This window comes from Streptomyces gottesmaniae (genome assembly GCF_031845845.1).
GTDB classification, from domain to species: Bacteria; Actinomycetota; Actinomycetes; order Streptomycetales; family Streptomycetaceae; genus Streptomyces; species Streptomyces akebiae.
Genome location: NZ_JAVRFJ010000004.1, coordinates 13,975 through 32,880, shown reverse-complemented (window position 1 = coordinate 32,880; position 18,906 = coordinate 13,975). Strand labels below are relative to the sequence as shown.

The 18,906-nt window shown below is 68.6% G+C and carries 23 protein-coding genes; 11 read left to right on the top strand and 12 right to left on the bottom strand.

Going from position 1 to position 18,906, the window contains the following annotated elements; translation table 11 throughout:
• Positions 1–33 precede the first annotated feature (33 nt).
• Positions 34–942 (bottom strand): NAD-dependent protein deacetylase, encoded by a 909-nt coding sequence (locus RM704_RS05915; RefSeq protein ID WP_033532218.1) that lies wholly within the window; start codon positions 940–942, stop codon positions 34–36.
• 304 nt (positions 943–1,246) lie between these two features.
• Between RM704_RS05915 and RM704_RS05910 the strand changes: the two genes are divergently transcribed.
• The gene (locus RM704_RS05910; protein ID WP_033532219.1) at positions 1,247–1,489 is read left to right on the top strand and encodes a DUF6411 family protein; all 243 of its coding nucleotides are present in this window, start codon (positions 1,247–1,249) and stop codon (positions 1,487–1,489) included.
• Positions 1,490–1,947: 458 nt separating this feature from the next.
• On the opposite strand, the gene RM704_RS05905 is transcribed toward RM704_RS05910, so the two are convergent.
• Complete coding sequence (locus RM704_RS05905; RefSeq protein ID WP_014677112.1) at positions 1,948–2,151, bottom strand: cold-shock protein; 204 nt, start codon at positions 2,149–2,151, stop codon at positions 1,948–1,950.
• Between RM704_RS05905 and RM704_RS05900 the strand changes: the two genes are divergently transcribed.
• Complete coding sequence (locus RM704_RS05900) at positions 2,099–2,527, top strand: transposase (protein WP_311589901.1); 429 nt, start codon at positions 2,099–2,101, stop codon at positions 2,525–2,527. The two genes, RM704_RS05905 and RM704_RS05900, sit on opposite strands and share 53 nt — an antisense overlap.
• Before the next feature lie 38 nt (positions 2,528–2,565).
• On the opposite strand, the gene RM704_RS05895 is transcribed toward RM704_RS05900, so the two are convergent.
• A complete protein-coding gene (locus tag RM704_RS05895; RefSeq protein WP_202808167.1) occupies positions 2,566–3,603 on the bottom strand; it encodes an IS630 family transposase in 1,038 nt (345 codons plus the stop codon).
• 103 nt (positions 3,604–3,706) lie between these two features.
• Between RM704_RS05895 and RM704_RS05890 the strand changes: the two genes are divergently transcribed.
• On the top strand, positions 3,707–4,576 hold the full coding sequence (locus RM704_RS05890; protein WP_052146556.1) for an IS5 family transposase: 870 nt from the start codon (positions 3,707–3,709) through the stop codon (positions 4,574–4,576).
• 643 nt (positions 4,577–5,219) lie between these two features.
• Here RM704_RS05890 and RM704_RS05885 read toward each other — a convergent pair.
• Entirely contained in the window at positions 5,220–5,561 is a 342-nt protein-coding gene (locus tag RM704_RS05885; protein WP_033532220.1) for a DUF5713 family protein, read from the bottom strand.
• Positions 5,562–5,819: 258 nt separating this feature from the next.
• Positions 5,820–6,281 carry an acyl-CoA-like ligand-binding transcription factor gene (locus RM704_RS05880; RefSeq protein ID WP_157856828.1) on the bottom strand — a complete coding sequence of 154 codons (462 nt, stop codon included), beginning with the start codon at positions 6,279–6,281 and terminating at the stop codon, positions 5,820–5,822.
• A 450-nt stretch (positions 6,282–6,731) separates the two neighbouring features.
• Between RM704_RS05880 and RM704_RS05875 the strand changes: the two genes are divergently transcribed.
• Positions 6,732–7,727, top strand: a complete 996-nt coding sequence (locus tag RM704_RS05875; RefSeq protein WP_078937533.1) for a replication-relaxation family protein — start codon at positions 6,732–6,734, stop codon at positions 7,725–7,727.
• A complete protein-coding gene (locus tag RM704_RS05870) occupies positions 7,724–7,957 on the top strand; it encodes a DUF6207 family protein (protein WP_157856829.1) in 234 nt (77 codons plus the stop codon). The genes RM704_RS05875 and RM704_RS05870 overlap by 4 nt, the downstream gene beginning before the upstream one ends.
• On the opposite strand, the gene RM704_RS05865 is transcribed toward RM704_RS05870, so the two are convergent.
• Positions 7,935–8,237, bottom strand: a complete 303-nt coding sequence (locus tag RM704_RS05865; RefSeq protein WP_157856830.1) for a hypothetical protein — start codon at positions 8,235–8,237, stop codon at positions 7,935–7,937. The two genes, RM704_RS05870 and RM704_RS05865, sit on opposite strands and share 23 nt — an antisense overlap.
• Before the next feature lie 229 nt (positions 8,238–8,466).
• Between RM704_RS05865 and RM704_RS05860 the strand changes: the two genes are divergently transcribed.
• Both RM704_RS05860 and RM704_RS05855 read left to right on the top strand, forming a co-directional pair.
• Positions 8,467–8,970, top strand: a complete 504-nt coding sequence (locus RM704_RS05860; RefSeq protein WP_438828892.1) for an NUDIX domain-containing protein — start codon at positions 8,467–8,469, stop codon at positions 8,968–8,970.
• A 54-nt stretch (positions 8,971–9,024) separates the two neighbouring features.
• Positions 9,025–9,654: a class I SAM-dependent methyltransferase gene (locus tag RM704_RS05855; protein ID WP_033532223.1), complete on the top strand. Its 630-nt coding sequence runs from the start codon at positions 9,025–9,027 to the stop codon at positions 9,652–9,654.
• Positions 9,655–9,896: 242 nt separating this feature from the next.
• Here RM704_RS05855 and RM704_RS05850 read toward each other — a convergent pair whose 3' ends face one another.
• The 3 genes from RM704_RS05850 to RM704_RS05840 are packed head-to-tail and all read right to left on the bottom strand — an operon-like array spanning position 9,897 to position 14,199.
• The gene (locus tag RM704_RS05850) at positions 9,897–12,368 is read right to left on the bottom strand and encodes a tyrosine-type recombinase/integrase (protein ID WP_311589885.1); all 2,472 of its coding nucleotides are present in this window, start codon (positions 12,366–12,368) and stop codon (positions 9,897–9,899) included.
• On the bottom strand, positions 12,361–13,557 hold the full coding sequence (locus tag RM704_RS05845; RefSeq protein WP_052146560.1) for a tyrosine-type recombinase/integrase: 1,197 nt from the start codon (positions 13,555–13,557) through the stop codon (positions 12,361–12,363). The genes RM704_RS05850 and RM704_RS05845 overlap by 8 nt, the downstream gene beginning before the upstream one ends.
• Before the next feature lie 12 nt (positions 13,558–13,569).
• Positions 13,570–14,199: an ATP-dependent DNA ligase gene (locus RM704_RS05840; RefSeq protein WP_052146561.1), complete on the bottom strand. Its 630-nt coding sequence runs from the start codon at positions 14,197–14,199 to the stop codon at positions 13,570–13,572.
• 363 nt (positions 14,200–14,562) lie between these two features.
• Between RM704_RS05840 and RM704_RS05835 the strand changes: the two genes are divergently transcribed.
• Together RM704_RS05835 and RM704_RS05830 are read left to right on the top strand one after the other, a co-directional pair.
• Positions 14,563–15,390 (top strand): IS5 family transposase, encoded by an 828-nt coding sequence (locus tag RM704_RS05835; protein WP_033532224.1) that lies wholly within the window; start codon positions 14,563–14,565, stop codon positions 15,388–15,390.
• Positions 15,387–15,809, top strand: a complete 423-nt coding sequence (locus tag RM704_RS05830; protein ID WP_033532225.1) for a hypothetical protein — start codon at positions 15,387–15,389, stop codon at positions 15,807–15,809. Before RM704_RS05835 ends, RM704_RS05830 begins: the two co-directional genes overlap by 4 nt.
• Positions 15,810–15,831: 22 nt before the next feature.
• Here RM704_RS05830 and RM704_RS05825 read toward each other — a convergent pair whose 3' ends face one another.
• The 3 genes from RM704_RS05825 to RM704_RS45450 form a co-directional block, all read right to left on the bottom strand.
• The gene (locus RM704_RS05825; RefSeq protein WP_157856831.1) at positions 15,832–16,734 is read right to left on the bottom strand and encodes a hypothetical protein; all 903 of its coding nucleotides are present in this window, start codon (positions 16,732–16,734) and stop codon (positions 15,832–15,834) included.
• A 400-nt stretch (positions 16,735–17,134) separates the two neighbouring features.
• Positions 17,135–17,485 (bottom strand): DUF8825 domain-containing protein, encoded by a 351-nt coding sequence (locus RM704_RS05820; RefSeq protein WP_033532324.1) that lies wholly within the window; start codon positions 17,483–17,485, stop codon positions 17,135–17,137.
• Positions 17,486–17,828: 343 nt separating this feature from the next.
• A complete protein-coding gene (locus tag RM704_RS45450) occupies positions 17,829–18,056 on the bottom strand; it encodes a DUF6233 domain-containing protein (RefSeq protein ID WP_438828891.1) in 228 nt (75 codons plus the stop codon).
• 341 nt (positions 18,057–18,397) lie between these two features.
• Between RM704_RS45450 and RM704_RS05810 the strand changes: the two genes are divergently transcribed.
• A complete protein-coding gene (locus RM704_RS05810) occupies positions 18,398–18,571 on the top strand; it encodes a CsbD family protein (RefSeq protein ID WP_078937534.1) in 174 nt (57 codons plus the stop codon).
• Positions 18,572–18,697: 126 nt separating this feature from the next.
• Complete coding sequence (locus RM704_RS05805; RefSeq protein ID WP_078937535.1) at positions 18,698–18,904, top strand: hypothetical protein; 207 nt, start codon at positions 18,698–18,700, stop codon at positions 18,902–18,904.
• The last annotated feature ends 2 nt before the right edge of the window (positions 18,905–18,906 follow it).

Here is an 18,906-nt window from a genome sequence, read left to right as displayed (position 1 = left end):
GGCGATGCGGTGACCCGGCACCCGCGGGGGGCGCTACCTCGCCCGGGCCGTCACCTCGTCGGCGACGGGGATGCCGAGCCGGCCGGCCGCGGTGGTGAGGGCCGTACCCAACGGGAGCGCGACCCGGGTGACGGCGTGCCGGTCGCCCCGGGTGGCGTCCCGGTTGACGATCAGCACCGGCGTCCCGGCCTCGGCAGCCTGACGGACGAACCGCAGCCCGGACATCACCGTCAATGAGGAGCCCAGAACCAGCAGCGAGGCCGCCTGACGAACCAGGGAGCGGCAGTGCTCGACCCGCGACGGCGGAACGGCTTCGCCGAAGAACACCACGTCCGGTTTGAGGATGCCGCCGCAGTCCGCGCAGGGCACCACCCGGAAGTTCGCGACCTGCTCGTCGGTGAGGTCGGCGTCGCCGTCCGGGTTGATTCCGGCGGCCACCGGCTCGAAGCCGGCGTTGGCCTCCTCCAGCCGCCGGGCGAGTTCACGGCGCGGGCTGAACACGCCGCAGGACAGACAGACGACCCGCCCCAGGCTTCCGTGCAGTTCCACGACGCCCTCGCTGCCGGCGGCCTGGTGCAACCCGTCGACGTTCTGGGTGATCACTCCCGCGAGCAGACCGTGCCGCCCGAACGCGGCCACAGCCCGGTGCCCGGCGTTGGGGCGGGCGCGGCCGAAGGTGCGCCAGCCGAGGTGGCTGCGCGCCCAGTACCGGCGCCGGGCCTGGGCGCTTGCGGTGAAGTCCTGGTACGTCATCGGGGTGTGCCGGCTCAGGCTCCCGCCCTCGCCCCGGTAGTCGGGGATGCCCGACTCCGTGGAGATACCCGCCCCACTGAGCACCAGCACACCGCCGGAGCCCAGGGCACTGACAACCGGTCCGAGCTCCGTGGTGCCCGGCGGTAGGTCCTCCGCTGGGGACCAGCTCAAGGTGGGGCGCATGCGCATGCCGCCCAGGGTACGGAACCCGCTGCCATCAGCGTTTCGATGCCGAAGGTCTCGCCGACACGGATGTCGCCTCGCGCGATCCGCCGACGGGGGAGCGGTCCTCCGCGGCCCTGGTTGCGCCACCACACAGCTCGTCGGCGCCGGCCGACGGCCCCGTGGAGGCGGCGACGTCTGCCGTCGCCGCGCGAAGCGGACTTCCTGGCCGCTGCTGACTTCGGGGCGGACACCACGCATGCGACTGACTCCCGCATAGGGAGAACGGAGTGGGGCACCCGACTCCTCCCTGCCGACCAAGGGAGCCGTCGTGATCATTGCAGTTGTTGTCGGAGTGTGTGTGGTTCTGGCCGTGCTGGCCTTCCTCGTCCCGCGTCTGTCCCGCCACCCTGAACGCGGCACCCAGCGTTCGCTCGGCGCCGGTGCGAGGGCCGGCGGCAAGGCGCCCGGCGTCCTGGGCAGGCTCTTCAGCAAGCCGTTCCGGACGAGTTCCCGCGCCGTGAGCCGCAGCGGCTCGGCCGGCCGCCGCACCCGTGGCCGCATGTCCTTCTGACCCCGGTGAGGAGGCCCTGCCGATGGTGCCCGTCCGGTGCTGACGAGGTCGTCACGGCGGGCGCCCGGTCCCGTCCCGGACGGTCCGAGAGCGCGCACCCACGCCACGCATGCGAGCGATTGGGGGAGTTGAGCACCTGACCGGAGTTGAACAGGCCGACGGACTCCCGGACGGGCTGTGCTGACCGTCGACGCCAGCCGACGAGAGGGGCCGATCCTGTCGGGATCGGCCCCTCCCCGTATGGGGCGAGAACCATCCGTGTGACGGAAAGATGGTGCCTGCCGGTCAACCGGGGTCTGGCCTCCCACAGCCGGTGGCACGACCGACCGAGGCCGAGGTCGCCATGACCCGCGCCACCAGATTTGAACCTTCGACGTCTGGGTTATGAGTCAGCGAGCTACTGAGTTGTCCCTCGTCGGTAGTGCCTCTTCACGCATGGCTCCGTAGGCCAGGGGACGTCAGCCGCGGACGATGTTCTCCGCCTGGGGGCCCTTCTGCCCCTGGGTGACATCGAACGTGACCGTCTCACCCTCGACCAACTCGCGGTACCCGTTGCCGGAGATGTTGGAGTAATGGGCGAAGACGTCCGGTCCGCCGCCGTCCTGGGCGATGAAACCGAAGCCCTTCTCGGAGTTGAACCACTTCACGGTGCCGCTGGCCATACTGCGTCCTGCGGACGGGGAGTGGGCGGTGGTCAGCCCGCTGCTGCCAGTGCCGGGCTGGATGCGTGGCAGGGGCGGCCGGCCGGAGGCGTACTACCACCGCGCGATGTTGGACGCGATGCGCTATCTCGTCGACAACGGGATCAAGTGGCGGGCGATGCCTGCCGACTTCCCGCCGTGGGACCGGGTTTATGCGTTCTTCCGCCGCTGGCGCGACCACTGGCTGGTCAAGGAGTTCCACGACCGGTTGCGCGCAAGGATCCGGGAAGGGAGGACCCAAGCCGCCCTTCCTGACGGACATCGCGGGACCCTCACCCCGAGGGCACCGACAACCGGCTCGCGATGGACAACGGACAACATAAAACCCTGTCGATAAGAGGGCATCTGATCTATTGAGCCGAAACTCAAAGGGTTCTATTCGAGGATGAAGCGGACGTGCGGGCCGCCGAAGTAGCCGCGGACGATGTGTGGCTGGCGTTGGCGTCGGTGGAAGAACCGGCGGGCCTCGGCGGCGAGTTGGGCCTGGTCGCGGGCCCGGCTGTGCATCGGCAGGCTCCGTTTGAGGTCGGCGTTGACCAGCTCGTCGGGGTTCAGCTCCGGCGAGTACGACGGCAGGAAGTGCAGCTCGATGCGGTCCGGGTGGTCGGCGAGCCAGGTGCGGACCTTGCGGGATCGGTGGGCGGAGTGGCCGTCCACGACGAGGTGGACCTTGTGGTCGAAGTGGCCTGCGAGCCGGTCGAGGAAGCGGCACATGACGTCGGCGTCGAAGGTCTCGGTGAACACCATGAAGTGCATGCGGCCCTTCGTGCTGATCGCGGACATCGCGTTCACCGAGAACCGGTTGCCCGAGCGGCGCACGACGGGGGTGCACCCCTTGGCGCCCCAGGTGCGGCCGGTGACCTGGTCGGAGCGGATGCCGACCTGGTCGGCGAAGAGGACCTCGCCGCCCTCGGCCTTCGCCCGGATCGCCGGCCAGGTCTCCTCCCGCCAGACGCGCACCGCCTCCGGGTTCTGCTCGACGGCACGCTTGTCCGGGCGCTGGAACGACAGGCCCCAGCGGCGCAGGTACTTGCCCACGCCCTGCTCGGTCAGCTTCACCCGGTACAGCTTCGCGATCAGGTCCCCCACACCGGCGCGCGTCCACAGCTGCCCGGCCAGCCCCAGGTCACAGGGACGGTGGTCCAGCACGGCCTGCCGGACCGCCTGCTGCTCGACCGCGTCGAGAACCTGGTGTTCGCCGACCCGGCGTCCTCGCGGCTGGGCCACGAGCGCCTCGCGTCCGCCTGCCAGCCACTTCGCCCACCAGTTGTCCACGGCCTTGAGCGAGACCTGGAACACCGCCGCGACATCCTCGCGAGTCCGGCCTGCCACCAACGCGGCCACCGCCCGCAGCCGAAGGGCCTCCTGCGCCGACGGCGACAACTGCCGCGCGTCCCGCACCAGTTCACTCACGCAGGGATCAACGACCCAGAACACCTACCGTCTCGGATCAATAGGTAGTTGGTGTTCTGGGATGCTTTTGTGACTGGCTACGTCGGTGGTCGTTGCACGGTGCGTGAGTTCTCGCCGTCCGTATCGCAGTGATGTGTCCGATGCCCGCTGGGCTCTGATCGAGCCGGTCTTCGCCGCCTGGCGGGCGAGACGGACCGGTCCCGGCACGGCGGCCCGGGTGCACGACTTGCGGGAGATCGTCAACGCGATCCTGTACGTCAACCGCACCGGCATCCCGTGGGAGTACCTGCCCCACGACTTCCCGCCGTACAAGACCGTCTACGACTACTACGCGAAGTGGGAAGCGGACGGCACCACCCAGCAGGTGCATGACCTGTTACGTGACAAGACCCGACGAGCCCACGGCCGCAGTACCGAGCCGACCGCGGCCGTGATCGACGCGCAGAGCGTGAAGACCTCGACAAACGTGGCCGAGACCAGCCAGGGCATCGACGCCGGCAAGAAGATCAAAGGACGCAAACGGCACCTGCTCACGGACACGCTCGGTCTCGTGCTGGCCGTCGTCATCACCGCCGCGAACGTACAGGACACCACCGGCGGCAAGCTCCTGCTCAACGACGTGGCTGCGAACCACCCAAGCGTGTCCAAGGTCTGGGCCGACGGCGGATACCAGAACAGCGTCTTCAACCACGGCGCCCTCCTCGGCATCGACGTGGAGGTCGTGCAGCGACCTCGAGCGAAGGGGTTCGAGCCCCTGCCGAAACGGTGGGTGATCGAGCGGACCTTCGGCTGGCTGATGCAGCACCGCCGCCTGGCCCGGGACTACGAAGCCCTACCTCAGAGATCTCGAGCAATGATCCACTGGGCGATGGCTAACAGAATGTCCCGCGAACTGACGGGAGAATCCATCTGTTCCGCCGGTGGCAGCGGAACGGCACCTGACAGCGGATCCTCACCCAACTCCAGTCCCTGACCGATACGAAGGGTGCGATCACGTGGGATCTGAGCGGCGACTCCACAGTGTGCCGCGCCCATCAGCATGCGGCCGGGGCCCGCAAGCGAGGCGACCTGCAGAAAGAACCGCCGGGGGCATCTTCATCGAGCCCCATGATCACGGGCTGGGAAGATCACGCGGCGGGTCCACCACCAAGCTCCACCTGGCCGTCGAGCAGGGGCAAAAGCCCATGTCGATCGTGGTGACGGCGGGGCAGCGCGGCGACTCGCCGCAGTTCGAACCCGTGCTGGCGAAGGTCCACGTGCCCCGCATCGGACCGGGGCGCACACGCGTCCGCCCCGACTGAGTCCGGGCCGACAGGGCGTACGCCTCCCGCAAGAACCGCGCCTACCTGCGCCGCCGCGGGATCCGCTGCACCATCCCGGACAAGGCCGACCAGGCCCGCAACCGCCAGAAGCTCGGTTCACCGGCGGCGGGCCACCGCATTTCGCCCCGGCCGACTACCGCCAGCGCCATGCGGTCGAGTGTGGGATCAACCGGCTCAAGAGACACCGCGCCGTCGCCACGCGATACGACAAGCTCGCCGTCCGCTACGAGGCGACCGTGTTGATCGCAGCTCTCAACGAATGGCTTTGACCAGCGAGGGCCTTCCCGATTTCGTTCACCAGTCCCGACCTGCGGTCAGCTCCTCCGCATCCGCGTCCGTGAACCCATACGCCGACGCGACGAATCGAAACTCGTCGCAGATCGACTCCCGCGCAACCGTCTCGATCTCGCTGCCGGCTGCCACGAACTCCCTGTCCAGCAGGTTGAACTCCTCCGTCGCAGCCTCGGTGAGCACATACAAGGCATCCAGGCCCGACGGCTGCTCATCCTCAATGTGCTCACACAGCCGCAGCAGGATCAACTTCCCCTGATCGACCACATGATTAGGGAAGTACGAGTCGTCGTACATCTGCCGAAGGAACTCGTGTTCCGCTACCTGCTGGTTTGTGATCGGCATGGCACTCCCTACTCCACGAAAAGCTGACGCGTCGATCATGCACAGCCCCACTGACAACGCCCACGATGAACGCCAGACCCCGCGTGAACAGGACTTTCACAACAGGCCCTAGGAGTTGCACGAGATGGCGTGGCCGCGCCACCGAGCCGCGGAACCCAAGGTGTGAATCTGCGCGCGGGGAAGGTAGGCGGGCACGTCCTCGAGTTGTGCCCGCCTCAGCCGGCCGAGCCGTACGGGGGCACGCTCATACGTCGACCGTCAGTGTCGGTTCTGTTCGGCGTCGGTGTGCTGCGTGGGCAGGCCGTCGGCGACGATGCTCAGTGCCTCGCGGATGGCGGCGGAGGGCCCGGTCGTGTACTCCGCCGTGTCGTCGCACGCCCAGGCCTCGACGGCGCTCAGCAGGGCTGCGTTCAGGGCAAAGGCCTGGGTCCTGGCCTGCAGGCTGCCCGGTGGCAGACCGGTGCGTTCCTGGATGATCTCCGTGAGGGCCGTCGCCGTTTCGTAGTAGACGTCCAGCCAGACCGCCCGCAGTCCGGGCTCGGTGCGGGTCATGCGGACGAGTGTCCGTAGATAACCGAGCGCTTCCGGGCTGTCGGCGCCGAGCGAGCTGACCTGCTTCATCGCTTCGAGCAGCGGACGGTCGGCGGGCCAGTCGCGTACTGCCCGCAGTGCCGCGTCCATGCCCGCGCCCAGCAGCGGGCGGACGAAGGCTTTCCTCACGCGGGCGCCCACCGGCCGTCACAAGGCCGGTGGAGGACGCCACGACGCAAGGGAGAGACCGCCGATGATGACCGAACACAGGCGCCCGCCGTACCCTGACCGAGCCGTCGCACGGCGAGCCGCGCACCCAGCACCGGCCGGGCCGGTCGGCCGGGCAGGCCGCCGCAGTCTCCTGCCGTCGGCGCTTGCGATCCCACTGCCGTACCCACTTCCGTGCCCGACCCCAACGCGGACCGCATTTGCCCAGCACGCCACGGCTTTTCGGTGCCCCGGAGCGTCGTCACAACCCTTTTCTCTCCTCCTCTCACTGACCAAGCCCTGGGAAATAGGTGGGGGTGGGGTGTCAGTGGTGGAGGCGATCCTCGGGTTCAGGGCGCGCCTGGTGCCCTCTGCGGCCGGGGGCCGGCGCCCGGCCGGTGGCCGGTCGCGACGCACGGGAGGGCGCATCTGATGGCGGGCAAGCGCAAGACGAACGAGGCGGGATCGACGAACAACCTGCGCGCCGATGTGCTGTGCGTGCTCGGGGTGCTCAAAGCCGCGACGGCGGACCAGATCCAGCGCCTGTCCTCACCGCACCTGCCCTTCCGGCACACGACGAAGGAGACGGCAGCCGCGCGGAAGGAGGCGCGCACCGCCTCCCATCGCGGCGCGCTCAACGATCTGCGACGCCATGGCCTGTCCGTCGACGGCGGCCGCACCCGAGGGGGAGAGGAGGTGCGCCTGCTCACCAAGGACGGGCTGGCCGCCGCCGGACTCGAGTTGGACCGGGGGCCGGAGGAGATGGGCGGCATGCCCAAGAGCGCGGGCCGCTCGGGGGCTTCGCACGCGATGACGGTCAACGAGACGGTCATCGCCCTGATACGACCGAAGCCAGACCTCCACCTGGTGGCCGGTGAGCCGGCCGAAGCCATCGAGGCCGCCCAAGCCTGGATCGACGCGCCCGACGGGACCGGCAGCATCACCTCCTACGCCACCGAGGTCGCTCTCCCGGCGACGGGCACGTGGAAGAACCCCGGCGTGGGATGTGCGTGGGCCGACCTCGTCCTCATCGCCCCGGAGGTGGGGCTGCCGCTGTTGTTCATCGAGGCCGACAACTGCACCGAGGACGCCGCGAAGATAGCCGCGAAGTTCGACAAGTACATGCGCCACTTCCACCGCACGGTGAAGGACACCGACGGCCAGGACAAACCGATGTGGCGCACCCGCTGGTCCGCTCCCGATCCCCAGTGGGGCGACGCGACGCACCCGCCGGTCCTGCTCGTCTTCAACCAGGTCGGCAAGCGGCCCGCGCTGAACCAGATGAAGAAGCTCGCCGCCCTCACCCGCGAGCACTGGCAGGGCCAGGGGGCCGACGGCTTCCACCTCTACAAGGGGAAGATGCCGATCGTGGCGACCACGCTGGAGCTGCTGCGCGAACACGGCCCGTGCGGAACGAGGCGCACGTGAGCGCGCCCGGCCTCCTGGTCGTCGACGTCGCGGTCGCCGACGACGACACCGCGCTCGCCTTCCAGCAGCTGCTCGCCGAACGGTGGGCAACGGCGACAGCCGAGCGGACGACGCGGGATGCAGGGGAGCCCGGCGTACGGCTGCGCTGCTACCTGGACCTGCGCCAGCCGATCAGCCCGGCCGCGCCGGACGAAGCCCTGACACCGGTCAGCGCAGCCGCATCACCGTGACCACCGCGTGCCGGGTCGTGCCCGCCACGACCTCCACCACCACGTCGCCGACGGCGGGCGTGTAGGAGTCGCCGGCCTCCGTGAACGCCCGCCCGGTCTCGGGGACCAGGCGCGGGCCGACGACGGACGCGAGTGCCGTGGTCAGCCGCTGGGACAGCGTCACTCGTCCGTCAGGGAGCCGTACGGCGAGGGCTTTCGGATGGCGGGCCGTGCCGGTGAAGCCGACCACGGTGGCGTCGACGGTGTCCGCGTGCCTGACCTTGGCCCTTCTCTGCACCAAGTCAAGTTCAGTTGGGGGCCGATCACCCCGCCCAGCACTCCGATCTTCGGCGCCGGCACCGAAGACGACGGGCGCAGAGTGCGTGGGACGGTGTGGATAGCCTGAGGTGTCCTATTCGCAGGACAACTGTCGTCATTCTCGTCCGGCTTCCTTACGCAGGTGCTCTTGGTCTGGTTCCGCGGGTCGCCGGGAAGCGGCGTTGTCGGTGGGCTCTGCCAGGGTGTGCGTCGTGGACGAACTGGTGGAGCGTGTCGACGATCAAGATCGTGTGCTGGGGGTGGTGGTCAGCCGCCGTCAGGCCATCCGGGAGGGGTGGCTGCACCGGGTCGCCGTGACAGTGTGTCGTGATGAGCGTGGTCGGGTCCTCGTTCACCGGCGGTCGGAGCAGCTGTTGCGCTTCCCTGGGTTCCACGAAGTCGTGGTCGGTGGCGCCGTGGATGTCGGTGAGTCCTACGAACAGGCTGCTGCGCGGGAGCTGACCGAAGAGCTGGGGATTCGTGTACTGCCGCGCTTGCTGTTCACGTTCATCAATCGCAGCGGTTTGAGCCCTCACTGGCTCGGCGTGCATGAAGCCCTGGTGTCTGACACCGTGGCCGCCGATCCTGATGAGGTCGCCTGGCATGGCTGGCTGACCGAGCCGGAGCTGCGGTCGGCCCTGATCGAGTGGCGCTTCACCCCCGACAGCCACGAAGCCTTCAGCCGGTATCTCGCGTTCCGGACCACGCAGTCCTGACCTTTCCTGCCTCGCGGCCCGGGCCGGTGAACGGCGGGGTGTAGCTTCCTGCCCGTGTTAGAACACCAGGATGAGACCAGGACGGCCTACGACGGGGTCGTCGAGCTCTATGCGTCGATGTTCACTAGTCGGTTGGAGACGCGGCCGTTCGCTCGGAACATGATCGGCACCTTCGCCGAGCTCGTGCGTGATACGGGGAACTTGCGGGTAGCCGACGTCGGGTGCGGACCCGGTCATCTCACGGCCATGCTGCACGACTTGGGGCTGGATGCCTTCGGGATCGACCTCTCCCCGGCCATGGTCGACCACGCTCGGCGGGCCGAGCCGACGCTGCGGTTCGACGAAGCACGAATGGAGGCCCTGCCGATCGAGGACGGCACGCTCGGTGGAGTGCTGGCCCACTACTCGATGATCCATACCCCACCTGAAGAACTGCCCGCGCTACTCGCTGAGCAGGTGCGTGTTCTGGCGCCAGGGGGTCTGCTCCTGGTGTCCTTCTTCGGCACCGAAGGGCCGGAGCCGGTCCGCTTCGATCACAAGGTGGCGCCCGCCTACAGCTGGCCGGCGGAGCAGTTTGCCGAGTTGCTGGCCGAGGCTGGGCTCGTCACGGTGGCTCGGTTGCTCCACGACCCAGCAACCGAGCGCGGCTTCCTCGACACACACTTGCTGGCCCGCCGCCCGTAGAGACTGACCTGCGAGAAACTCTCGAGTCTCCCGACAGATGTCGTGTACCGCTGGAGGGAACTCGCAGGTCGGGGCGGCGTGTGGCACGGCAAGTAACGCGCTCCGGCACAGTGGAGCGAGGTTGTGGTCCTGGCCGGGGGCCATGCCGGGCACCCTCGCCGGAGCCGGTTCCTGCCCGCCAGGGCAGAAACCGGCTCCGGGTGGCCGCCGGGGATTCCTCCGGATCTCCGAGTGTCAGGGGCTCAGTCGGGCCGTGGAGGGAGGGCCGGGATGCCGAGGGCAACGGGGGTGCGGTGGGCGAGTCGCGCGGCGTCTGCTTGCTTGGTGCGGACGAATGTCAAGGTCATGTCGATGCCTTCGATCTCACCGAGCCACTGTTCTTCCTCGGCCCGCTTGCGGCGGAGGACCAGGTCCTTCTCGATCTCCGCGAGCCTGGGCAGCATCTTCGGATTGACCTGGAGCATCGGGCAGCGGATGCAGGCATGCTCATGCTGGCAGGAAGATCCGTAGGGCCGGGCGCAGTTGCCGAGTTCGACCTTGCGCTTGTCGAAGTGCTCCTCGAACTCCTCCCACTCCTTGGGGGTGACGTCGGTGTATTCGCCGTCGGGCCTCTGTGTCCGGCGGTGGTTGAGGAACTCCTGGTAGGAGGTGACGACGTCTTCGGCGAAGACGGCGACGTAGCCCTGGGTCGTCTGGAGGTTCAGGTGTCCGAGCAGGGCGGCGCCGATGTGGATGGGCAGTCCGCCGTTGACGATCTCCGTGGCGAAGAGTCGGCGGAAGTCGTGCGGGGTGAACGTCATCCCGGCGAATGCCTCGTTCGTCTCGGCGATCCTCTCGCAGGTGCGGCGGAGCATCTTGAGGGCCGTGCCGGCGGCCATGACGCCCCGGATGGTGCCGATCTTGCGCTGAAGCAGGAACGGCATGGGCTCGGACCACGTCTTCTCGTGTGGGTCGTACCGGCTGACCAGCGGAATCGGCTTCCCGCCTGGGGTCTGGCGGCGGACGATCCGCGCGATGACGTGGAAGAGCTCGGCGGACATCGGGATCACGCGTTCGCGGTCGTTCTTGGAGGGTGCGACCACCAGCAGGGCGATGACCTCGCCGTTCGGCCGCTGGTATTGGCGGACGCTGAGGTGGGTCAGCTCGGTCAGCTCTTCCACCCGGATGCCGCTGTGCCGCAGGAGCTCGACGATCGCCCACTCCCAGAAGGCGATGTCCTCGGCCACGGTCACGTCGGTCGTCTTGCCCGTGGCGTGCTCGACGACCCTGACGGCCGGGTCGTCCAGGAGCCGGGCCCGGCGCCGGTCCGCGAGGGAGTCGGTGCGGTTGTAGCGGCGCCCGCCCAGGGTGAACGCTTCGCCCAGCGGAACCTTGCGGCCGGCTTCGAGGAGGGCGGCGAGGTGCTCGTGCCGTGACTCGACATGCTGGACGAGTGTGGGCAGCAGGGGCTGACGGATTCGCGTGCGGTCGGCCATGTTCCGGTTGTTCTCGCGCTGGCGCTTGCCGAAGCCCTTGAGGTCGCGCGGCAGGACCGGGCAGGGAGCGACCCAGTGGGCCCACTTCTCGGGCTCTGCGATGGCCCAGCTGTGGAGGTCGACGTAGAAGGCACGGACGGCCAGCAGGATCGTCTCGAAGTGCTTGCGGACCTTCGTCTTATTGTTCGTCCAGTACCGAAGGTCCGCGCGCCACTGGTCGTAGACCTCTGGACTGAGCACGAGGTTCTTCTGGCCGGGATTGATCTTCTCGATGCTCACCCAGAACAGGTTGGCGAGATTGCGGGCCAGGGCCTGGAGGGTGATGTAGTCGGTGTCCGCCCTGCGCCGGGTGAGGTAGTCGATCAGGAGCTGGCGGACACCGGCGTTTTTGACGGGGTAGCTGTCGACGAGTTCCTCGACGGTCTTTTGCCCGTTGTAGACGATCATGCGCAGGGTTGGCGGGGTGCTCTGCGGGAAGTGACCGGTGCTGTACAGCACCTCCCAGGCGGCGTATCCGCCGGGTCCGGAGTTGCTGCTGCTGCCGCCATGAATGACCCCCAGTCTCTTGACCTCCATCGCGTAGTGCAGGAGCGCGGCCGGTGTGAGGTCGGCCAGGGTGATGCCCTGGGTGGTCAGTGCGCAGGCGATGTCGAACTTCGCCCGCAGCCGGTTCGTGGGATTCCACTCCGGGTGGGAGTCGATCGCGCGGAAGATCTCATCGAGTTGAGGGTCGCGCTGGAGCTTGCGGAACGGCTCCGGGTAGTCCGGGAACTTGTTCGCTCTGAACCCGGACAGCGACGGCTGGATGACCCTCATGCCGAACGCCATCTTCAGTGCGGAGATCAGGTTGGATCTGTCATAGCGGACCTCCGGCCTGGCCAGGATGGTCACCGAGAGAGCGTTCTCGTCGTTGAAGCCGCTGCCCTCCCAACGCTCCTGCCAAGTCTCGCCGGGCAGCGTCGCGAGGTGGCCGAAGAGCCTCCGGATCCCGCGGCTGCGTTTCTCTGCGACCGAGTTCGTCTTCCCTCGCAGGATCTGTGCGGCCAGGTCGCAGAGATCCTCGACTGATGTCGTGGTCAGATCCCCGAATGGGGCCGGCGGATGCTTGGGCCGCGGAGCAGGTGCCGCCTCAAGGGTGGCCCCTTGGAACCCGGGCCGCCCCGCCTCGCGGCTGCTGTCGCGGGGCCGCGGCCGCCGGTTGCGGGCCGTGTAGGTCTCGACCGTGGTGCGGTTAACCACCGAAGACCGCCTTGAAGTCGTCGGGGTCGTAGCCGGGTGCGATGATCCGCTCGGCGCGCGGCCGGCTGTAGTGCTGCTGCAGGGCGTCGAAGAGGTCCTCGACCCGGGCGTTCAGGTAGCGGCCTGTGGTCGCCAGATCGGTGTGCCGCAGAATCGCCCGGACTTGGGAGAGTGTCAGGTTCGGATCGTTCGCCATCCGGGTCGCGGCGGTGTGCCGCAGATCGTGCAGCGTCCAGTTCGTGCCGAGCCTGTCGTTGACCCGCTGGATCACCCGGCGCATCGCCCAGTAGGTCAGCGGCCGGTCCGGGGCCCGGCGGGTGCGAAAGACCGGCTCGCCGGCCTGCGGAAGCCCTATGTGGTCGAGGTAGGCCGCCAGGACCGTTAGGGCCTGCGGGCTGACCGGGACGGGTTCGCGGTCATCCGTGCCCTTGGTGACGACCCGGATCAATTGCTTGGCCCAGTTGATGTCCCCGGGCGTGACGCCGAGGAGCTCGCTCGCCCGCGATCCACTGGAGACGTAGAGCAGAACAGCCGCCCGGTCTCGGTCGCAGGTCAGAGCCGCGAAGAACTCGTCCCACATCCCGTCAGGAATCGAGCGGGGGTCGGATCTGCGGACCCGCTGTCGGAGCCGGGCTCGCCGGAACTGAGGGATCTCTTCGTCCAGAGCCCGGTGGGCCAGGGCCCGGCGCTGTGCCCGGGACTCCGGTACCGGGTTGAGAAGCGGACCGCGGTTGTGATGCCGGTGGTAGGCGTAGAAGCCGCTGATCACGGTCAGGCAGTGGTTGATCGTGGAAGGGGCGTAGCCGGCCTTGAGGTAGGGCTTGCCGGTGCGCGGGTTGACCGAGCCCGGCTGCGGCGCATTGGCGCTTCGGCGGTGACGCTGGGGGTTCGGGGCGACGCGGAGCCAGCCTACGAGGGCGGAGGCTTCGGCCTCGGTCGCCCGGTCCCAGTCGATGCCCAGGAACCACAGCAGCCGGTGCCAGCGAAGGAGGTCATGGGCATAGCTCTTGGCGGTTGCCGGACGGTTGTCGTCCAGGATCAAGCCGCGGAGGTACGGAACGACGGGAGCAACGGCAGTGCCCTCACCGTCGACAACCGTGTACCAGGGAATCGTCTCCAGCTCGATGACCGAACCGACACGGGGCACATCTGCCCGGCCTTCGATCAACTCGTGACGCAGGTCTAACAACAGGAGTTTCCTTCAGACGGCGATCAGCCGCCCCGGATCGGAGCGACTGGTGCAGTTAACACACCACACACGGCCGGCTTTGTAGGCCGATCGGAGTGGCTTGGCCACGATCCCCTCGACACCGGTGCCTTCGAGCGTCTCGAACCAGAGCAGGGCCTCCTCGAGGTCCGTGGTCGACCACACCGGCACGATCGGCTGGCCGACGTCGGCGAGCACGTCCAGGAGGACCTGGCGGCGCTCCGTGTAGGGACGCGGCCGAAGGTCGGGGAAGCCCGCCGCGGGGTGGGCCAGGATGTCGAACGCCACGTACGTCGCCGGGTGCTGGTCGGCGAGCTCCCGCGCGCGGCGGGGGCGGGACAGCGCGCGGGACTGCGCCGCGGCGAAGCTGATCCGCGCGGTGCCGTCGTCGCCGGCGAGGTACACCACGGCCTCGCCGTCCAGGATCACGCCGGGCGGCAGGCGCATGGCGGCCACGGCCAGGTCCATCCACAGCGCGGTGACGTCGCGGCCGGTCCGCGACTGCAGCCGGACGCCGTCCTCGGTGCGCCACAGCACGGTCCGGTGGCCGTCGACCTTGATTTCGTACGCCCACGACGGGCCTGTCGGCAGCTGCGTCACGGGCCGCGCGAGGGCGACGTCCACGGGCCACTCCACACCATCAGCCTGCGCCTTCGGACCCCGGCCGCCTGCTGGCGTACTCCTGCACGGCCAGCAGGCGGCCCGGACGGCGTGTGGCCGCTGCGGTACGACCGTGAGACCTCGGGGCGTGGCGAACGCCGGAGGCGCGATTGGGTCGACACAGGTTGGCTAATTGTCACTCTCGTGAGAAACATGCGTTCTATTTACTGTTGCAGTGCAACGCACCACCCACCACGAATGAGGAGGGTAACTTGCGTGTTGTAAGAGGGCGGTATGCGAGCTGATATCCGTTTTGCCATCGCCTGAACGTGTGGTGTCGCGGGACCGTGGCCGGTCGCTGGACCGGGGCCGTGCTGAAGTGGCTGCGTGAGCGGCCGCAAGCCCTACAAGAGCGACTTATCCGACGAACGGTGGGCGCTGATCGAACCGGTGATCACGGCGTGGAAGGCCCGGCACCCCTCCGTCAGCGGCCACGAGGGCCGCTACGAGATGCGGGAGATCGTCAACGCGCTGCTGTACCAGTCCCGCACCGGCTGCCAGTGGGACTACCTGCCGCACGACCTGCCGCCGAGCGGCGCGGTGAAGTACTACTTCTACAAGTGGCGCGACGACGGCACCGACCAGGTCATCCACGACCTGCTGCGCTGGCAGGTCCGCGAGAAGAAGGGCCGGCCGGCTGACCCCAGCCTGGTGGCGCTCGACACCCAGAGCCTGCACGCGGCCGCCGGGGTGCCCGCGAAGACGACCGGACGGGACGCGGCAAAAAAAGTGCCAGGCCGCAAGCGCGGCCTGGCTGTTGACGTGTTGGGCTTGGTAATCGCGGTGGTGGTGTTGGCCGCCTCCGCGCACGACAACGCCGCTGGCGCCGCCCTGCTGGACAAGGTCGCCGCCGAGACCGACACGGTCCAAAAAGCCCTGGTGGACCAGGGGTTCAAGAACACCGTCGTGGCCCACGGCGAGCAGGTGGGCATCGCGGTCGAAGTGGTCGAGCGCAACCCGGCGGACACCGGGTTCACGCCCCAGCCCAAGCGGTGGGTCGTGGAGCAGACGAACGGGATCTTGATGCTGCACCGCAGGCTGGTCCGCGACTACGAGCACCGCCCCGCCACCGCCGAATCACGGGTGTATTGGGCGATAAGCGATGTGATGGCCCGCCGGCTGACCGGCAGCTCCACCTCCTGGCGCGGCGCATGACCGGCGGCGAGCTGACCTTGGGGGCTGTGCTGGTGCGCCTGGAGGAGCGGGAGCGGGAGATCGCCACGCAGGTCGAGGAGGCGAGGGAGCAGATCGCGCAGCTGACCGCGCAGTTGGACGAACTCGGTCGTGCTGCCGAGGAGATCCGGATCACCCGCAAGACGCTCCTGGAGCTGCCCGATCCGGCACCGCCCTCGCCGCCGGCCCCCAAGCTGCCGGAACATCCGGCCTACCAGCAGATCATGGCGGTGTTCGCCGCGGCCGACGCCCCGCTGCGGGCACGGCAGGTGTGCGAGGCGATGGACATGGAGATCGCGCCCAACAACATCAACAACACCCGCCTGAAACTCAAGCGGCTCACCGAGCGGGGAATCCTGACCGAGAACGAGCAGGGGCTGTTCACCCTGCCGCGACCGTAACCCCCGTCCCGGGCACCGGGCATCAGCTCGCGCGTCGCCCTGTGAGCAGGTCCTGGTACGACTTGGACTGGAGCTGCAGGGGTGGAGCCATGTCGCCAAAGGACTTGCCGAAGGCTTGCGGCGACCGCGCCAGTTCCATCAGCACCTTGTCCGCTGCGTCGTCGCCGGCAAGGTCAGGCGCCAGGGCCGCGCAGGCCCGAACGCCTGCATGCGGGTCAGCCAGCCAGGGGCGCGTGTCGCCGCCGAGGTGGCCAATGGCAATCACAATCGTCGCCAGGTCGTACGAGGAATCGGCAGCCCGGGCCATCGACGTCAACTGGTTCAGCAGCTCCGAACGTTGCGCGGAGGCTACGGGATGCCGCGCCAGTGACCCGACAGCTGCTGCGGCGCATGTCCTGCGCCTGGCGCGTTCCGAGGCGAGGTACGGCAGTGTTCGCCGCAGGAGCGCGGGAACCAGGTCGAAGCAGGCAAGCGCCGCCTGATCGAGAACAAGTTCACCCAGACCCGTGCCGTCCCGCCACATCCGGGCCCTGCCGTCCGCATCGGTCGACACGTACTCGGCAGTCCAGGCCCGCAGCTCCGGTGCGCGGTCCTTGACCCGAGCACGGATCTCTGCAGCCCGGTCTCCGAGGTCGGCGGCGACGCCGACCTCGTACAGATAGGCGAGCATGGCATCGGGCAACGAGGGATCATCCGGCCCCAGCAGCGGATTGTCCAGGAGCTCGGCGACAAGCAGCGCGGTGGGCGCCGTCGCAGGCCAGGCCTTGCCCTCGCGACGAAGCGTCGCCGACCACAGGTGCGAGTACCCGTCGACGAAAGCCTCAGCATCGTCGCCGAGGAGAGCAGCCAGATGCCGCGGCGTGTCGTCGGCGGGGCCCCGAGGCATGGAAGAGGCCGGACCAATCCACGTCATGCGTACGGTCATCCACAACGGGGATGGTGCCATCGACAGGCTCACATTGCCCAGACTCACTCCGGATCGGCGGACACGTTCACCCAGCCCGGCCGCCGACCCCGGACGCGGACACCCGACCCGCCAACCTCGCTCAACCCGCAATCACGAACCGGACATCAACTTGCGTATCGCCCTCTCACAGCGTCCAGGAGTCCGCCCAGCTCACGACAGTCGTACGGCGTCGTCGGGCTGCTGACATCCCCGTTGCGACCCCCTTCGCCCATGCCTGGCTGGAGTTGAGGAGCGGGAGGGCGGGATGGGCGGCGTGGACGCTGCCGGGGATCAGAACGCGCTCGCCGGTGTTGCGCGCCGGGCGGGGCCGCCGCGCCAGGGTCGTCGACGGTGCGGCGGCCGGGGAGACGGTCGGCGGCTAGCTGGAGGCGTCGGCCATCTGCTGCTCGTGGTGGTGTTTGAGCGCGGTACGGGCCGCGAGGACATCGGCCGGTGCCAACTCGCTCCAGTACGTGTGCGTGACGATCGATCCGGCAAGTCCGAGCTCCCGCTTCCGTAGCCGGGCGATCTCCGCCGCGTCCTGGGGGTCCCAGCCGGGGGAGGCGGGGCGGGACGCTTGCCGCCAGGCGTTCTCGTGGGTCTCCCAGGCGTCCAGCGGTTCGACCGACCACGGCACCCGCTGGTAGAGGGTCTGCAGTTCAGCGCGGACCTGACGGAGTTCGTCCTGCGCGTCGGTCAGGTCCTGGGGGAAGTCGTACGAGGCTGCCACGGAGTAAAGGTACTGCTGTTCGAACCGTGCTCCGGCTCGCCGCACGGCGACATCTCCTGCGCTAACTCTTGCTCCTTCTCCTGCGGCATCTCTTGCGCCTTCTCTTGGGCGAGCCTCACCAACGCTGCCGCATTCGTGCAGGTCACCCGCACCGTACGGGCGTGGTCTGGTCTCTGACATCCCCGTTGCGACCGCTTTTGCCCATTGCCCTGGCTGGAGCAGAAGAGAGGGAGGGCAGGAATGGGCGGCGCGGACGCTGCCGGGGACCGGGGCGCCCTCACCCGGTGTTGCGCGCCGGGCAGGGCCGACGCGCCAGGGCAGCCGACGGTGCGGCGGCCAGGGGTCAGGATTCGTCGGCGGCGGAGTCCGTGATGTGGTCGAAGCCACGGAGCAGAGGCGTCAGCTCCTGGCCAGCTCCGCACAGCGTGCACAGCCGGGTGCCCGGATGCTCTGCCGCGTCCAGGGCGCGGTCCACATCGAGTAGCGGCGCACCCGCCGGTGCTTCCTCGCAGTCCGGTGCGTGCAGGACGGAGCGGGCCGGGCCCCGCCCGTCGCGCACCTTCGCCAGCACCCAGCACCCAGCCCGAAGGCCGGTGCTCCCCGAGGATCTCCCGGACCACCGCCCGTGGTGACCGTTCCAGTTTCTCGGTGAGGACCTGGTCGTAGTCGACGCCGTCGACGGCCGTACGTGGTCGGGTGCGCGGACCCACACCCGGTACTCCGCCGCCTCCACTCCGCCGTCCAACTGGTGGAAGCGCAGTATTTCGGGCGTGCGCTATTCGGTGGTCCAGCAGCTTGGGCGCTTGTACCCGACTGGGGCGAGATGCTCAGACGCCTCGCTGTTTGCACCAACCGCAGGAGGTTACTCGACGTAGTAGCCCCAACGTCGAATGCGACTGGGAGTGATTAGCGGTGGCTCGAGAGCAGAAGGCAAAGGCCAAGGTGGAGCAGGCCAAGGGCAAGGCCAAGGGAGCCGTGGGCCGGGGGACTGGCGACGAAGGTCTTGCGGCCGAGGGTCAGACCAAGAAGTCGAAGGGTGACATGCGTCAGGCGAAGGAGAAGATCAAGGACGCCTTCCGGCGCTGACTAGCTGGACACGCTCGGTGGGTCCCGTTTTCACGGGACCCACCGCTTGTCGTATAGCTGCCGATTGCGGAACGCCCCGCTCAGCGGCGAGCAGGAAGTCACGCCATGGTGGCCTGAAACGCCTTCATGCAACAGGAAACAGTGGCCCGGCCCGTCCTCTACGCAACGGTCGCCACGGCCGCCGGCATCCTCGTCGTCGGTGTCGGCGGCGGCCTGATCGGGCCGGTGCGACAGCGCTGGGAGCGGATGCTGACGACGGCGGCGCCCCGTACGTCGCGGCCGCGTACCTCTCTCCCCCGCGGTGGACGCACAATCTTCCTCGACGAGGGATAGCA

Excerpts from the sequence above, each read along its gene's own strand:
- RM704_RS05915 (WP_033532218.1), bottom strand. The coding sequence starts at position 942 with ATGCGCATGCGCCCCACCTTGAGCTGGTCCCCAGCGGAGGACCTACCG.
- RM704_RS05900 (WP_311589901.1), top strand. The coding sequence starts at position 2,099 with ATGAAACCGAAGCCCTTCTCGGAGTTGAACCACTTCACGGTGCCGCTG.
- RM704_RS05905 (WP_014677112.1), bottom strand. The coding sequence starts at position 2,151 with ATGGCCAGCGGCACCGTGAAGTGGTTCAACTCCGAGAAGGGCTTCGGT.
- RM704_RS05885 (WP_033532220.1), bottom strand. The coding sequence starts at position 5,561 with ATGCCGATCACAAACCAGCAGGTAGCGGAACACGAGTTCCTTCGGCAG.
- RM704_RS05875 (WP_078937533.1), top strand. The coding sequence starts at position 6,732 with ATGGCGGGCAAGCGCAAGACGAACGAGGCGGGATCGACGAACAACCTG.
- RM704_RS05830 (WP_033532225.1), top strand. The coding sequence starts at position 15,387 with ATGACCGGCGGCGAGCTGACCTTGGGGGCTGTGCTGGTGCGCCTGGAG.
- RM704_RS05825 (WP_157856831.1), bottom strand. The coding sequence starts at position 16,734 with ATGACCGTACGCATGACGTGGATTGGTCCGGCCTCTTCCATGCCTCGG.
- RM704_RS05805 (WP_078937535.1), top strand. The coding sequence starts at position 18,698 with ATGCAACAGGAAACAGTGGCCCGGCCCGTCCTCTACGCAACGGTCGCC.